12 protein-coding genes and 1 tRNA gene are annotated in these 15,509 nt (G+C 63.1%); 7 read left to right on the top strand and 6 right to left on the bottom strand.

Annotated elements, in window-relative coordinates; all coding sequences use genetic code 11:
* The first annotated feature begins 48 nt into the window (after positions 1-48).
* A complete protein-coding gene (locus tag ACLIIZ_RS14345) occupies positions 49-291 on the top strand; it encodes a hypothetical protein (protein WP_416693228.1) in 243 nt (80 codons plus the stop codon).
* Positions 292-914: 623 nt separating this feature from the next.
* On the opposite strand, the gene ACLIIZ_RS14340 is transcribed toward ACLIIZ_RS14345, so the two are convergent.
* Positions 915-3,950 carry a CHASE domain-containing protein gene (locus ACLIIZ_RS14340; protein WP_416693227.1) on the bottom strand — a complete coding sequence of 1,012 codons (3,036 nt, stop codon included), beginning with the start codon at positions 3,948-3,950 and terminating at the stop codon, positions 915-917.
* Between the two features lie 271 nt (positions 3,951-4,221).
* Between ACLIIZ_RS14340 and ACLIIZ_RS14335 the strand changes: the two genes are divergently transcribed.
* The 6 genes from ACLIIZ_RS14335 to ACLIIZ_RS14310 all read left to right on the top strand — a co-directional run bounded on the left by ACLIIZ_RS14335 (position 4,222) and on the right by ACLIIZ_RS14310 (position 11,233).
* A complete protein-coding gene (locus ACLIIZ_RS14335) occupies positions 4,222-7,599 on the top strand; it encodes a hybrid sensor histidine kinase/response regulator (protein WP_416693226.1) in 3,378 nt (1,125 codons plus the stop codon).
* Positions 7,586-8,512 (top strand): response regulator, encoded by a 927-nt coding sequence (locus ACLIIZ_RS14330; protein ID WP_416693224.1) that lies wholly within the window; start codon positions 7,586-7,588, stop codon positions 8,510-8,512. Before ACLIIZ_RS14335 ends, ACLIIZ_RS14330 begins: the two co-directional genes overlap by 14 nt.
* A gap of 89 nt (positions 8,513-8,601) precedes the next feature.
* Complete coding sequence (locus ACLIIZ_RS14325; protein ID WP_416693223.1) at positions 8,602-8,817, top strand: hypothetical protein; 216 nt, start codon at positions 8,602-8,604, stop codon at positions 8,815-8,817.
* A complete protein-coding gene (locus ACLIIZ_RS14320) occupies positions 8,814-9,854 on the top strand; it encodes a phytanoyl-CoA dioxygenase family protein (protein ID WP_416693222.1) in 1,041 nt (346 codons plus the stop codon). The genes ACLIIZ_RS14325 and ACLIIZ_RS14320 overlap by 4 nt, the downstream gene beginning before the upstream one ends.
* 274 nt (positions 9,855-10,128) lie before the next feature.
* Positions 10,129-10,344 (top strand): hypothetical protein, encoded by a 216-nt coding sequence (locus ACLIIZ_RS14315; protein WP_416693221.1) that lies wholly within the window; start codon positions 10,129-10,131, stop codon positions 10,342-10,344.
* Positions 10,345-10,699: 355 nt separating this feature from the next.
* Positions 10,700-11,233 carry a hypothetical protein gene (locus ACLIIZ_RS14310; protein WP_416693219.1) on the top strand — a complete coding sequence of 178 codons (534 nt, stop codon included), beginning with the start codon at positions 10,700-10,702 and terminating at the stop codon, positions 11,231-11,233.
* 125 nt (positions 11,234-11,358) lie between these two features.
* On the opposite strand, the gene ACLIIZ_RS14305 is transcribed toward ACLIIZ_RS14310, so the two are convergent.
* The 5 genes from ACLIIZ_RS14305 to ACLIIZ_RS14285 form a co-directional block, all read right to left on the bottom strand.
* Positions 11,359-11,434 (bottom strand) — tRNA-Asn (locus ACLIIZ_RS14305).
* Between the two features lie 55 nt (positions 11,435-11,489).
* Complete coding sequence (gene ylqF / locus ACLIIZ_RS14300; protein ID WP_416693217.1) at positions 11,490-12,431, bottom strand: ribosome biogenesis GTPase YlqF; 942 nt, start codon at positions 12,429-12,431, stop codon at positions 11,490-11,492.
* Positions 12,432-12,461: 30 nt separating this feature from the next.
* Positions 12,462-14,033: an RNA-binding domain-containing protein gene (locus ACLIIZ_RS14295; RefSeq protein ID WP_416693216.1), complete on the bottom strand. Its 1,572-nt coding sequence runs from the start codon at positions 14,031-14,033 to the stop codon at positions 12,462-12,464.
* A gap of 12 nt (positions 14,034-14,045) precedes the next feature.
* On the bottom strand, positions 14,046-14,294 hold the full coding sequence (gene moaD / locus ACLIIZ_RS14290) for a molybdopterin converting factor subunit 1 (protein WP_416693214.1): 249 nt from the start codon (positions 14,292-14,294) through the stop codon (positions 14,046-14,048).
* On the bottom strand, positions 14,291-15,508 hold the full coding sequence (locus tag ACLIIZ_RS14285; protein WP_416693212.1) for a molybdopterin molybdotransferase MoeA: 1,218 nt from the start codon (positions 15,506-15,508) through the stop codon (positions 14,291-14,293). The genes moaD and ACLIIZ_RS14285 overlap by 4 nt, the downstream gene beginning before the upstream one ends.
* Position 15,509: the final 1 nt, after the last annotated feature.

Below are 15,509 nucleotides of genomic sequence, written 5' to 3'. Positions count from 1 at the left end.
GGCTCCGGGGAGTTTGTTTGGCAGCTTAAAAGCAAGAGGCGAACCAGCTTGCAAGGCGTTGATTTTTATCAAGCGGAATTGTGCGGCGCACTTGATGAAGGCTTGATGTCGGAGGTAATGCACCGCAATAGTGCATCGATGATCCAGGTTGGGAAGCTGATGGGCGATATTGGTTCATTGAGGTCGTCACTTGCTGAAAGTGTTGGCATTTTGCTGCTGGTGGCGAGTGGATTTGGTTTTTGTTCGGTGCTGTTTTCCGCGCCTGACGGGCGGGCGTGTTTGGTTGATTAACCGCTGGGTTCCGCCGTTGACCGGCGGGCGTACTTTCTTCTTGTTTCGCCAAGCAGAAAGTAGCCAAAGAAGAAGGCGACCCTAGGTCGGCACCCGCTGCGCGGGTACCCTGCGCTACTCGTCGTTGGCGGGGGCTGCGCAACTCGGGGCTTTGCCCCTCAGACAGTGCTCGCCCTTTTTCCGCCAACGCCTGCGTTGCTCGGCGCCTCCCAAGGGGCCCGGCAAACCGAGCGCTGCTGAGAGAGTCATGATTTATACCTTGGCCATTCAGCAGAGACGCTTTTTGGGGCCCCCATGTGGAGCGCCGAGCAACGGAGAAGGGCCGGGGGCAGTCGGCGAGCACTGTCTGAGCCGCGCAGCGGCGAGTTGCGCAGCCGCCCGGCCCTTCGAGTAGCGCAGGGGAGTCGGCGCAGCCGACCGCGTAACCTGGGGTGGCTTTTTGCCTGCGGCAGCGATACACCCCGCCTTTGGCTACTTTCTTTTTTCCACAAAAAAGAAAGTACGCCCGCCGGTCAGCGGCGGAAAACAGCGCTTCAAAAACCAAAGCCACCCGCTGAAGCTCAAGGGAAAACGGCGGTTCAGAACCCAAAACCGCCCGCACGCGCAGCGCAATAGGGCAAGCCTCAACGCCCCCCTCCATCCTCCCCGCTTCGCTCAAACCACCGCATCAACACCAGAAAAAGCACATCCGGATCAACCGGCTTGGTGATGAAATCGTTCATCCCGGCGGCCAGGCAACGCCGACGGTCATCGACGAAGGCATTGGCGGTCATCGCCAGAATCGGCGTTGCCGCATGCCCGGAAAGCTGGCGGATCGCCTGTGTCGCGGTCAGACCGTCCATGACCGGCATCTGGACGTCCATCAGGATCAGGTCATAGGACGAGGCGCCTGCCTTGCTCACCGCCTCGGCGCCGTCCGAGGCGACATCGACGGCAAGTCCGAGCGATTCCCCGAGCAGCTCGCGGGCAACTTCCTGGTTGATCGGGTCGTCCTCGACCAGCAGGACACGCCGATCCCGATAATGCTGTCGAATGACGACTTCGGCTTCGCTGCCGCCGATAGTTGCCGACGCACTTCGCGGCGTTGCGGCGTCGACCTTGGCGAAGCGCAGCACGAAGCTGAAGCGGCTGCCAACGCCCGGCGTGCTTTCCACCGCAATCCCGCCGCCCATCAACTCGACCAGCCGCTTGCAGATGGCGAGACCGAGGCCGGTGCCGCCATGGCGGCGGGTGGTCGAACTGTCGGCCTGCTCGAAGGGTTCGAAAATACGCCGCTGGGCATCGGGCGGAATGCCGATGCCAGTATCCTCGACACTCAAGCGCAACACGATGTCGGCAGGAGTTTCCGCCTCGCAGCGGACCGCGATGGCCACGCCGCCCTGCTCGGTGAACTTCACGGCATTGGTTACCAGGTTCAGCAGGATCTGCTGCAGGCGCAGCGGGTCGCCCAGCAGTTCCAGACTGGCGAGGCGGGAATCGATGCGACGCTCGAAAGTCAGTTGCCGCGCCTCCACTCGCTCATGGATCAGGCTCTCGACATCGGCGAGGATGCTGCCGAAGCGGAAAGGTAGCTGCTCCAGCGTCAGCCGTTCGGCGTCGATCTTGGAAAGATCGAGAATGTCGTTGAGCAGATGCAGCAGATGCTTCGCCGCAGCGGCAATCTTGTCCAGTTTGTCGGTCAGCGCCGGGTCGTCGTAGCGGCGCTGCAGGATGCCGGCCAGACCGATGATGGCATTCATCGGCGTGCGCAGTTCGTGGCTCATGTTGGCGAGGAAACTGCTTTTTGCCCGGTTGGCGGCTTCGGCGACCTCCTTCGCCACCGACAGTTCGCTGGTGCGGGCGGCAACCAGCTCTTCCAGATGCAGGCGGTTCTGCTCGAGTTCCGCCTCCACCCGCTTGCGTTCGGAAACGTCGAGCAGAACGCCGATGACGGCCGGCCGGCCCTCGTGCACCATGACCCGGCCATAGACGTCGACATCCAGCCTGCTACCGTCCCGGCGCTGGCCGACGAAGGAATAATTGATCGCTTCGACTTCGCCGCTGACCCGCCGGCGCAGGTTTTCGGTGACGGTTTCCCGGGCTTCCGGGGCGACCAGATCGCTGACGGCAACGCGGTCAATCACCTCCTCCGGGCTGGCAAAGCCGAACATCTGGGCAAAGCGCGGATTGACGTAGGGAAAACGCCCGTCCTGGATGATGTAGACGCCGACCAGCGATTGCTCGATCAGGCCACGGAACTTGCGCTCGGCGGCGAGCAGCGCCTGCTCCGCCTGTCGGCGCCGGGCGATGTCGCGGCACAGGCCGAGGACGTTGCCGTTCGGCAGCAGGACCGCGCTCATTTCGGCGAAGGCGCTCGTACCATCCTTGCGCCGCAGTTCGATCTCGGTAAAACAGTGCCCTTCGCCGACGATACGCTGGAAGATGCGGTGGTGCGCCTCGATCAGGCCATTCGGGGAGAGCCCGCCGATATCCATGGCCAACAGCTCGGCGCTCGTGTAGCCGACGAATTCACTGGCCTTCTGGTTGACGTACTCGTAATGGCCGTCCGGGCGGGCGATGAAAACCGCATCCGGCGAGTTGTCGAGAACGCTGCGCAATGACTGCTCGCTTTCGCGCAAGCGCTCGGCGATCGCTTCGATCCGGCGGCTGTAGCGGGAATTGCCGAAGAGCACGCCGAAGATCATCAAGCCCAGCAACACCCCGTAACCGGCGATGCTCTCCGGCAAGCGGCTGGTTGATGCGACATCGAACTCGTGGTGACTCTGCAAGCGTGCAACCCAGCGGTGACCGCCCAGTTCCAGCGGCAATTCGACGACATGGCGGCCAGCCAGCCCTGCCTCGCCGTCGGCCCGGGTGTCGTAGAGCAGGTTATCCGGCGCCACCGTCACGTCGAACAAGGCCAGATCGATATCCCTTTCCCGACTGGCCATGATCTCGCGCAGCAGATCGCCCGCCCGGAAGGGACTGAAAACAAAGCCGACCAGAGCGGCTCGCCGCTGCTCGACGGTATTGCGTGGCAGATCGGTGCGATACACCGGCAGGTAGATCATGAAGCCCGGTTGCCGCTGCGGGCCGCTCGGTTCCTGCTTGAGGATCACTTTGTCGGTCAGCGCCGGCAGCCCGCTGTCGCGCGCCCGCTCCATGGCCGCGCGCCGCGCGGCATCGATCAGCATGTCGTAGCCTATCCCCCGCCGGTTGCGTTCGTTCTGCGGTTCGAGATAGGTGACGACACTGTATTGCTCGCGCCCCCCCGGCGGCCGGATTTCATGGGGCGAGATGCCGTCCTCCCTTAGCCTCTCCTCGAACGCAGTCTTGTCCCCGGACGCCACCAGCAGCGCCAGACCAAGCCCTTGCGCGCCGTGCAGATTCCCGCCCAGTTGCAGGCGGTCGACATAGCGCCGCCATTCATCGCGGCTGACCTGATCGCTCGCTTCAAAAAAAGCGGCTGCTCCGCGCAGCACCTGCAGATGCGCGGACATCCGCTGCACGATGTAATCGCGCTCCTTCTCGGCGCGGTAGAGGAAGCGTTCGCTGGCGCGGCGGTTGGCTGTTTCCTGCGCCAGATACCAGGCGCCGAAGGTCAGCGCCAGGAGCAAGCCGAGGACGATCCAGGGCAGAACATCGGGATGCAGGAAACCCCGCCGCGGCAGGCCCGGCAACGATGACTCTCGCGAACTGACGGAATGGATGGGCAAATTTGCTCCAGTCACTAGGCGGGCCGTTTCGGAAGCACGCCAGTAAAACGCCAAGACACTGATTCAAAAAGACTTCTAAAGCACCAGAAACGGAGTGGCGACGACTGCCGCGATACGCCAGCCAACGACGCAAGTGTCTTACGCCAAAGGGCTCTCGTCCAGTATCACGAATGGGATAGACGCCCCGAACAGACGGCGGAAAATCGACGGCACAGAACCTGCTTCAATCTGGTGCATGAACCAGAACGCCCCCGCCCAACGCATCATCAAGATCCGCCGCGACTACAACACCTGGGTCGCCAACGAGACGCTCGAAGACTACGCGCTGCGCTTCACGCCGCGCAGTTTCCGCAAGTGGTCGGAGCTGCGCGTCGCCAACACCGCCTTCGGCGCGGCCTCTTTCCTGGTGCTCGAAGCGGTCGGCGCGACGATGCTGGTCAACGCCGGCTTCATCAACGCCTTCTGGGCGATCCTGGCGACCGGGCTGATCATCTTCCTGCTCGGCCTGCCGATCTCGCACACCGCCGCCAAGCACGGCCTGGACATGGACCTGCTGACGCGCGGCGCCGGTTTCGGCTACATCGGCTCGACCATCACCTCGCTGATCTACGCCTCGTTCACCTTCATCTTCTTCGCCCTCGAAGCAGCGATCATGGCCTATGCGCTGGAGCTTGCCTTCGGCTTGCCGCCGGCCTGGGGCTACCTGGTCTGCGCGCTGGTGGTGATCCCCATGGTCACCCACGGCGTCACCGCGATCAGCCGCTTCCAGGCGTGGACGCAGCCGCTGTGGCTCTTCCTGCTGGTGCTGCCCTACGTCTTCGTGCTGATCGAGGAACCCGACGCCTTCGCCGGGCTGCTCGCCTATGCCGGCGAGAAAGGCAACGGCGGCAGTTTCAACCCGCACCTATTTGGTGCAGCACTGACCGTCGGCATTGCCATGGTGACCCAGATGGGGGAACAGGTCGATTACCTGCGCTTCATGCCCGAGAAGACGCCCGCCAACCGGGGCCGTTGGTGGTTGGGGGTGATCGTCGGCGGGCCGGGCTGGGTGCTGCCCGGCATCCTCAAGATGCTGGGCGGCGCGCTGCTCGCCTGGCTGGTGCTGCGCAACGGTTTTGCGCCGGACAAGGCGGTCGACCCCAACCAGATGTATTTGATCGGTTTTTCCCACGTCTTCGACAACACGACGCTGGCGATTGCCGTCACCGCGATCTTCGTCATCGTCTCGCAGCTCAAGATCAACGTCACCAACGCCTACGCCGGCTCGCTCGCCTGGTCCAACTTCTTTGCCCGGCTGACGCACAGCCATCCGGGGCGCGTCGTCTGGGTCGTGTTCAACACGGCGATCGCGCTGCTCTTGATGGAACTCAACGTCTTCCAGGCGCTCGGCCAGGTGCTCGGCCTGTACTCGAACATCGCCATCTCGTGGATGGCGGCGGTGGTCGCCGACCTCGTGATCAACAAGCCGCTCGGCCTGTCGCCGAAAGGCATGGAGTTCAAGCGCAGCAACCTCTACGACATCAACCCGGTCGGCGTCGGCGCCATGGCCGCCGCCTCGCTGCTCTCGGTGGCCACCTTCACCGGCCTGTTCGGTGTCGGCATCCAGCCCTACGCGCCCTTCGTGGCGATGGCGACGGCCTTCGTCATCTCGCCGCTGATCGCCTGGCGCACCGGCGGCCGCTACTACCTGGCGCGACCGGCGAATGTCGCGGTCGACTCGCACAAATGCGCAATTTGCGAGCGCGACTACGAACCCGAGGACATGGCCCACTGCCCGGCCTACCAGGGGCCGATCTGTTCGCTGTGCTGCTCGCTCGACGCCCGCTGCCACGATCTCTGCAAGCCGCAGGCCAGCCTCGCCGCGCAGTGGCACGCGCTGCTCGCCCGGCTGCTGCCGAAAGCCGCCCTGCCCTACCTGGAAACCGGCCTCGGCCACTACCTGCTGCTGATGCTCGGCATCGTGCCGATCCTGGCGCTGGTCCTCGGCGTGCTGTACACCCACGAACTGCTGATGCTCGGCGACGGCAATCCGGCCATGGGCGCCGCGCTGCAGGAAACCTTCGTCAAGACCTTCGCCGCGCTGCTGCTGCTCTCCGGCGTCGGCGCCTGGTGGATGGTGCTGACCCAGGAAAGCCGGCGCGTCGCGCAGGAGGAATCGAACCGCCAGACGCAGTTGCTGCTGCAGGAAATCGAATCGCACCAGCGCACCGACGAGGCGCTGCAGAAGGCCAAGCAGGTGGCGGATGCCGCCAACCAGGCGAAGAGCCGCTACATCACGGCGATCAGCCACGAACTGCGCACCCCCTTGAACAGCATCCTCGGCTACGCCCAGATCCTCGACGCCGACCCCGACGTGCCGCCCAAGCGCAAGCAGGCGGTCAGCGTCATCCGCAAGTCCGGCGACCACCTGCTGTCGGTGATCGAGGGCACCCTCGACATCGCCCGCATCGAAGGCGGCAAGCTGACGCTGGAGGTCAAGGCGATGGACTTCCCCGACTTCATGCAGCAGATCGTCGGCATGTTCGAGCTGCAGGCGCGCAACAAGGGGCTCTCCTTCGACTACCGGCCGGCCGGCGAACTACCCGCCGTGGTCCGCGCCGACGAGAAGCGGCTGCGCCAGATCCTGATCAACATCCTCGGCAATGCGGTCAAATTCACGGTGCGCGGCGGCGTCGAATTCAAGGTCGAATGCCGGCGCGAGATGGCCATCTTCGAAATCCGCGACTCCGGCCCCGGCATCCCGGCCGAGGACATGGAACGCATCTTCGAACCCTTCGTCCGCGGCAGCACGGTACAGGCCGGCGGCAGCGGCGTCGGCCTGACCATCGCCCGCATGCTCACCGACCTGATGGGCGGCGAGATGCAGGTGTCGAGCACGCCCGGCGAAGGCACGCTGTTCCGCATCCGCCTCTTCCTGCCGCAGGTGCATTCGGCGCAGGCGGCGCGCGAACTGCCGAAGCTCAACCGCATCGGCTACGTCGGCGTGCGCCGGCGCATCCTCGTCGTCGACAACGAGAAAGTCGACCGCGACATGCTGCAGAGCGTGCTCGAACCGCTCGGCTTCATCGTCGACCAGGCGGCCAGCGGCTACGAGGCGCTGCAGGTCATTCCGCGGGTCAAGCCGCACCTCGTCTTCATGGACCTCGGCATGCCCGGCATCGACGGCTGGGAGACGATCCGCCGCATCCGCCAGCAGCAACTCACCGACGCCCAGCTCGCCATCCTTTCCGCCAACGCCTTCGACAAGGGGCTGGACAACGATGTCGGCATCGCCCCCGAGGACTTCATCGTCAAGCCGCTCAAGGTCAATCAACTGCTCGACTGGCTGGGCAGGAAACTCGACCTCGAATGGGTCACCGCCGACACGCCGCCGCCCGCCCCGGCACCGGCCGAGCCGCTGCCGCTGGTCGCCCCGGACGCCGGGCACGTGAATGCGCTGGAAGAAGCGATCAACCTCGGCTACCTGCGCGGCATCCTCAACCAGCTTGCCGAGATCGAAAAGCTCGACGCCCGCCACGGCGAGTTCGTCCGCGTCCTGCGCGAACTGGCGCGCCAGTTCCAGTTCGACGCGATGAAGGAAATCCTGCGAAAATCGGCCCATGAACCCCGTTGACCGCGCCATCTCCGACATTGTCCTGATCGTCGACGACGTCCCCGAGAACCTCTCGCTGCTGCACGACGCACTGGATGAAGCCGGCTACACCGTGCTCGTCGCCACCAATGGCGAATCGGCGCTGCAGCGGGCGCGCCAGAGCCTGCCCGACGTCATCCTGCTCGACGCGCTGATGCCCGGCATCGACGGCTTCGAAGTCGCCCGCCGGCTGAAAGCCGACTTCGCGACGCAGCAAATCCCCATCGTCTTCATGACCGGCCTCACCGAAACCGAGCACGTCGTCGCCGCCTTTGCCGCCGGCGGCGCCGACTACGTGACCAAGCCGATCCGCCCGGCCGAAGTCCTGGCGCGCATCGCCGCCCACATGCAGAACGCCCGCCAGATGAAGCAGGCGCGCAGCGCGCTCGACGCCTTCGGCCAGGCCACCGTCGCCGTGCGCGCCGCCGACAGCCGCATCGTCTGGCAGACGCCGCTGGCCCGCGACCTGCTCAACGCCTATTTCGCCAACCCGGAAACCGTCGCCCCGGAAGAACTGCTCGCCTGGATCGCCGCCGCCAACGCCGCCCGCCGCGACCAGCGCGAACCGGCGCCGCTACTCACCGCCCAGGGCAACAAGCGCCTGCTCGCCTCCTTCCACGACCAGACCGGCGACGATGAATGGCTGGTCGTCCTGCGCGAGGAAAACGACGCCTCCGCCGTCGAATCCCTGATCGCCGCCTTCCGCCTCACCCAGCGCGAAGCCGAAGTGCTCTACTGGGTGGTCCAGGGCAAAACCAGCAAGGACATCGGCGACATCCTCGGCAGCAGCCCGCGCACCGTCAACAAACACCTGGAGCACATTTACGAAAAGCTCGGCGTGGAAACGCGCACGGCGGCGGCAAACCTGGCGCTGGGGAAGATGCGGGGGAGTTGAGCGCACCGACGGTTTTTAGCCGAATACTGCGGTCGACCGCGAAAACCAGATGATTTTTGCGTTTGACGAAACGCCCCCAGGAAATTCGAGTGACATCGAAGCCCCGCGCCGTTCGGCGTCGCATATTTGCCACCGAAAAAAACCAGATCGCCACACAAACGATCACCAAGAAGCGAAGACACCGCACAACCCGCTTGCCGGAAACAGACAGCTATTCTTTGCGAATCAAAATTGGAGATCAATCCGGCAAACAAGAAATAAAATATGCCATTGAACTTCTCGAGCTGAACAAGGAGGCGAGATGAGTATTGATGCGCAGGCAACGGAAATGGACGTCGAGAATATTGGCCGACTCGGCGTGCGCCATCTCAAATCCCTTTGGCACAGGCGTCTCGAAGCATTGGAAAATCGCGGGCAACGAACCTTGCACCCCAAGGAAGAAAACCTGGACCGCATCGTGCTGGACGGATTGGGCCTGGGGATCGTTGAACCTGACAAATTTCTCTTCCAGACGCAGCCGAGCTTCGAGAAATTCGAACGCTGGATCGTCGACACACTCGGCGGCGAGATCGCCAAGGAAACAGTAGCCCGTGTTAACCAGGCAGTTGCCGATTGTCTCGCGGATCAACGCAACGACTACCCCTTGCGCAACACGATCGCCGAGCCGGTCTTGACCGCCGATGACCTGGCCTTTTGGGAAGAGAATGGTTATGTGGTGCTGCGCAATGCGATCCACAAAGAAGACGCTCGCGCCGCAGAACTGGCTGTATGGGCGTTCCTCGGCATGGACCCGCAGCGGCCCGAGACCTGGTATGAGCGCGAGCACATCTTCTGGGCCTCTCTTTTTTACCACCCCGCGCTTGCCCGGAATCGACAATCAACGCGCATCCACAAAGCGTTTGCCCAGCTCTGGGGTACGGAAAACCTGTTGATGACCATCGACCAGACAAGCCTGAACCGCCCCGAGCAGGACGAGGCCTGCCCTATCTCCGGCCCGAGCAAGCTACATTGGGATACGAGCATCCATCAGCCCATGCCGTTTGGCGTACAAGGGATCCTGTATCTGAACGATGTCGCGGCGGACCAAGGGGCTTTCCAATGCGTCCCCGGCTTCCACCATCAGATCAAAGAATGGCTGGAAGGACTGCCTCCCGGCGAGGATCCGCGCGAAGCGGCGCAGGTCCTGGATGCCACCCCAATCGCTGCCGGCGCAGGCGACCTGATCATCTGGCGTCACGATTTACCTCATGGGAGCAGCCGGAATCTCGGTCGCTACCCAAGGGTCGCGCAGTACCTCAAGATGTATCCCCCCGACTTTCCGATAAACCCTGTCTGGAAATGAAGGGTGGGGACGAAAATCGCGACGCTTTGCACTTCATGGAATATCAAGATTCCGGCGCATGTCTGGCGCAAGAGAGGATCTGGCGCCCTATCGCGCCAAGGAAGCCCGATGTAACAAGGTCATCATGACGTAATGCCGGGAGATTGATCTTTATGCGTTGAACGACTACGCCAATGGTCTGCGGAACTTCCCGGCCCCAAGACAGTCACTTTTATGGCTGGCAATCTGCTGCAACACCACCACGCGCCAGCCCCCTAACCTTGGAGTCCACATCATGGCAAAACCCGCAACAGGCATTTGGAAATCCGGCAGAGGTCTTCCTGAAGTCACCGTTCATACCGTCAAGGAATTTGTCGACGCTGAAGGATATTTTCTCGCAGCAGTCGACATCGCCGGTGAAACGGAAAACCTTGAACTCGACCCCGATGAATGGGATATCTTCACCAAGGCCAATGCGCTCAGCCCGGCCGAGCGCCCACCGGCAGCTTGATCAAGACACCCGGTGCGACAACAAGATATCGGCAGGCATTGAGGCCGATGGATCGCACCGGGGCGGATTGCCGCCGCGCGTTGCAAGAGCGGAAGCTTTTGGGTTTGCTAGAACACAATACGAGTCGCCGCAGCAGCGCCGTTACATGACGCTGGAAAGCTTGGCCGAGGTCAGCGACAATCCCCCCGCCAGCCTGCCCACCGTGACCGTCAGATTGGCAGTCGAGCCAAACCGGAGTGCATGACCTCCTGATTGCCTCTCCCCCCTTGGGGCTTCAAATCGAAGCCTAATCTCAAAATGTGGCATCAGGCAGCAGATGAATCGACCAATACTCGCTTTTCTCGCAGTCCTTTTTTTGCAGACACCTCTCGCTGCGGCGCCTACGTTCGAACCCGATGATCTGCCCAGCTTCGTAGCGCCTCTCAAATGGGCGCCGAGCCGTGACGAAGTGTTGGCACAGAGCGGCGGTTCCAGAATTGAGAACAACAACTACAGTGCCGAATACTTCGGGAAGCTGATCCGCGTCGATGCCCAAATCTTTACCGAGTCAGGAATGCCCCTATTCGGCGAGGCGCAAATTACTCTTGAGCGGTTTGAAGGAAGACATATCGGGATTCGAATCAATACAACGGACCTGGATTCCAGATGCTGGGATGATGAAGCGCCAATCAAAGGATGTCGCAAAGATGATCGAAATCGTCTTCACCAGACATTTCTGAAAATCAAGAGCGCATTGGAAAAGCAGTACGGCCCGGGGATCGTACAAAGATCGTCGAGTGATCGCGAGCCATCCGTTCAGTGGCGTGCCCAAAGCGGGCATTTGATGCTTTTCCTGAATCGGGAAGAGTTTGATGGCTGGACGATTGGCCTATGGATTGCTCGGCGCTGACTTATTCCCCGACTCAATTTTTGGCTTCGCCGGAATTTCCCGCGCGAAAACGCAAGACGATTGCAGCAACAATCCCTACCGACAGCAAAAAGCCCGCCAAAAGGCGGGCTAAGTGCTTGAATCCTTGGCTCCTCGACCTGGGCTCGAACCAGGGACCTACGGATTAACAGTCCGGCGCTCTACCGACTGAGCTATCGAGGAAAAGTCCCGCCGTCTGGCGAGAGGCGCGGATTATAACCAGCTTTTCCGAAAAGGCCTAGTGCTCTGCGTCTTCGTCGGTCGATGCGGTTTCCGGCGAGGCTTCGGCGACCGCCGACGACTTGGCGGCCTTTTCCAGTTCGGCCTGGCGGCTGGCGCGCAGGTTCGGGGTTTCCAGGCTGATGCGGCCGAGGGTGCCGGTGCGGTAGTCGTTGAGCAGGATGCCGGCGGCCTTTTCGAGGTCGAGTTCGCCGCCCCGGCCCTTGATGATGCAGCCGCGCTTTTTGGCGATGCCTTCGAGCACGGCGACCGCGTCCATGCCCGGCAACTCGAAGCCGTAGCGGGCCTGGAGCAGCGCCGGGTAGTGTTCGAGCAGGTAGCCGGCGAGCCAGGTGGCGACTTCGTCGTCGATGTAGGCGTTGACGCCGACCGAATGGCTGGCCGCCATCATCAGGCCGTCGATCGGGTGGTCGATCTTCGGCCACAGCATGCCCGGCGTGTCGTAGATGGTCAGCCGCGAACTGAGGTCGATGCGCTGCTGGCTCTTGGTCACCGCCGGCTGGTCGCCGACGGCGGCGACCTTCTTCTTGACCAGCGCGTTCATCAGCGTCGATTTGCCGACGTTGGGGATACCCATGATCATCAGCCGCAGCGGCTTGACCGCGTCGTTGCGATGCGGCGCCAGCTTCTGTGCCAGACCGGGGATCTTGGCGACGTCGCCGGGTTTCTTGCAGGAGATGGCGACCGCCATCACGCCCGGTTGCTTGCCGAAGTAATCGAGCCAGGCCTTGGTCACTGCCGGGTCGGCGATGTCGGCCTTGTTCAGCAGTTTCAGGCAGGGGCGCTGGCGGAAGGTGCGCAGCTCGTGGATCATCGGGTTGCTGGAAGCCTGCGGCAGGCGGGCGTCGAGCACTTCGACGACGACATCGGCCATGGCCAGCGTCTCGCCCGCTTTCTTGCGGGCCTGGGTCATGTGACCGGGATACCATTGGATGGACATGTTTGCTCTCTGTTCTATCTTGACTGTTTTTCAGGCACCGGAGACTTCCCAGCGGCCACCCTTGTTCGGGCCGATGCGGCGCAAACGTCCTTGCGCCTTGAGTCGGGCAACCTGTTTTTCGACTGCGCGCACGCTGAGGTTAAGGCACTTTGCCAGTTCCGCAAGCGTCAGCGTCGAATGTTCCGCCAAAAGACCCAGAATCTTGTCGGCAGTTTCTACCGAACTTTCTACCGAACTTTCTACCGAACTTTCTACCGAACTTTCTACCGAACTTTCTACCGAACTTTCTACCGAACTTTCTACCGAACTTTTCGGTGAACCGTCCTGCAGAAGTTCATCAGACCAACGCATTTCCAATACGGTGTATTCCTGCGGATCGAAATACTCACGCAATTGCAGACCGTGGCCCAGCGCTTGCCAGCCGTGAACGATACGCGACATGCCCGACCCGGCGCGTTCGCCCAAGCCGATCATCAGGAACATCTGCTGCAGGGTGCGATTGCGGCAATCACTGATACCACCCTGCAAAGCCTGACTGGGCGAAATACGCAAGGTGCCCGGATTGCGGAAGGTGAAACCGGCCGGCTCCTTGACCACCTGGACGGAAACGCGGCCGCTGTAATCGGCATGCACCAACGCATTGACCAGTGCCTCGCGCAGCGCCTTGTGCGTGGGTGTATCGTCCTGTCGCAGGTCGCCCTGCAGGACGAAGGGCACTTTCAACTCGGCAGTCAGTTTGATGACCACTCGTCGATAAAAGTCGAACAGGTTACCCGACCAGGAACCGTCCGGCACCAGCCGATCCAGCCATTGCACGCTTTCGGCGTAGTCACGCGGGCGTTCCTGGTAATCGACAAAGTACAGCGGCAGCGCTTCAGCAATCGCCGGCCACTGCCCGAACATCAGCAGCCCGGCTTGAGTCAGCCCGGTTTCTCCGCTGGTACGGTCTTCGCGCCAGCCGCCGAGCCTTTGCAGGAAAGCCTGATCGTCGAGCGCCAGCCAGGGATGATCCGGTTTGTCGGCGCGAAAAATATTGCGGTAGGCCTTGAGGCTGTCCGCATTCAGGTCGCTTAGGCCAAAATTCGGCAGGATGCGCGTATCGCGGCTGTCTTCGAGCTGCTCGGCGAGCATCCGCTTGATGTCTTCATCGGCCAGCGCGCGGTCGCCGTCGTTCAGGCGGCGCCAGGTGTTGCCGAAAGGATTGGTCGTCAGATGAATCGGCCGCTGCTGCCGGCTGGCCCGTGGCACACGGATCGCCAACAGGGTCTTGCCGGCGATGTCGATTTCCTCGACATCGGCGTCAGTCAGCAGGTTGCTACTGACCTTTTGCCGATTGTTCAAATTGTTGAACAATTCGCTGCGCACCTTGGCCGGGCTTTCGATTCCGGCCAGTTCAAAACCCTCCCGCCGCTCACGAAGGCCCAGCAGGATGATGCCGCCTTCGGTGTTGGCAAAGGCGCTGTAGGTCGACCAGAAATCCTTCGGCAAACGCCCCTTGCCATCCTGTCCGCCGGCCAGCTTGCATTCGACGACAGCCGATTCCCGCAGCGCAGCAAGCCGGTCGGGAAGATGATCCAGGATCGTCGCAGCTTGATTGCGCACGGCCAGCCCGGTTCAGCCGCCGGTCACGGGCGGGAAGAAGGCGATTTCGTCGCCATCGCGGAGCGCGGCGTCGGCCTTGGCCATTTCCTGATTGACTGCGCAGCGCAGGTTCTTGGCGGTAGCCAGTTCGGCCCGGCCTTGCCCGACCAGCCAGTCGCGCAACTGGCCGACGCTGGTGACGCCGGCCGGCAGCTCGACGGTTTCGCCGGCAGTGCCGAAGGCTTCGCGCAGGCTGGCGAAGTAAAGAATGTTCACGCTCATGCCAGCAACTCCGCAAAAGTGACGAAACGGACGCTGTCGCCCGTTTGAACCGCCTGTCCCGGCGGGTTGAGGACCAGGCCGTCGCTCCAGCACAGCGAGGTGACGACGGCGGAACCCTGGTTCGGGTAAAGCTCGACGCGGCCGGCGGCGTTGATCCGCCCGCGCAGGAATTCGAGGCGACCGTCCGGCCGGCTCCAGGTGTAATCGGCGGTCAGCGGCATGGTCTTCGGCAGCACGTCGGCAACGCCCTGCAGGCGCAGGATGAAGGGGCGCACCAGCATCGCGCAGGTGACGAAGGCGGCGACCGGGTTGCCCGGCAGGCCGATGAACCAGGCGCTGCCGCCCTCCGGCTTGCGCACTTCGCCGAAGGCCAGCGGCTTGCCCGGCTTGATCGCGATCTTCCACATGTCGAGCCGACCTTCGGCCTCGACCGCCGGCTTGACATGATCTTCCTCGCCGACCGAGACGCCGCCGCTGGTGACGATCAGGTCGTTGTCGGCGGCGGCGCGGCGCAGCGCGTCGCGGGTGGCGTCGAGGCAGTCGGGCACGCTGCCCAGGTCGCGCACTTCGCAGCCCAGCCCTTCGAGCAGGGTGCGCAACAGATAGCGGTTGGAGTTGTAGATGGCGCCGGGCGGCAGCGGCTCGCCCGGCTGCACCAGCTCGTCGCCGGTGAAGAAGATGCCGACGCGGACGCGCCGATACACCGGCAGTTCGGGCAGGCCGGCCGAGGCGGCCAGACCGATTTCCTGGGCGCGCAGGCGGACGCCGGCCGCCAGGATCTGACCGCCGGTGGCGATGTCCTCGCCGCGCCGGCGGATGTTCTCGCCGAGGCGCGGCAGGTGGTTGAGGGTGACGACGCCGTCGCCGGCAACGCAGCGCTCCTGCATGATCACTGCGTCGGCGCCGGCCGGCACCGGGGCGCCGGTGAAGATGCGGGCGGCGCTGCCGGGCTGCAGTTCGCTGCCGACCGTGCCGGCCGGAATGCGCTGGCTGACCGGCAGCGTGATGCCCTCCTCGCCCAGGCCGGCGAGATCGGCAACGCGCACGGCGTAGCCGTCCATCGCCGAATTGTCGAGCGGTGGCACGTCGACCGCGGACACCTGCGCCTTTGCCAGCACGCGGCCGGCCGCGGCAGTCAGCGGCACATGCCGGATTTCCTCGACCGGCCGGGCGGCGGCGAGCAGTTGTTCGAGCGCTTGTTCGTAGCTGAGCATG

Origin of the sequence: Azonexus caeni, from assembly GCF_048146105.1 — a bacterium.
Lineage (GTDB): Bacteria > Pseudomonadota > Gammaproteobacteria > Burkholderiales > Rhodocyclaceae > Azonexus > Azonexus aromaticus_B.
Note: the sequence above shows the minus strand (reverse complement) of the source record. Positions and strands in the feature narration are given on the sequence as shown.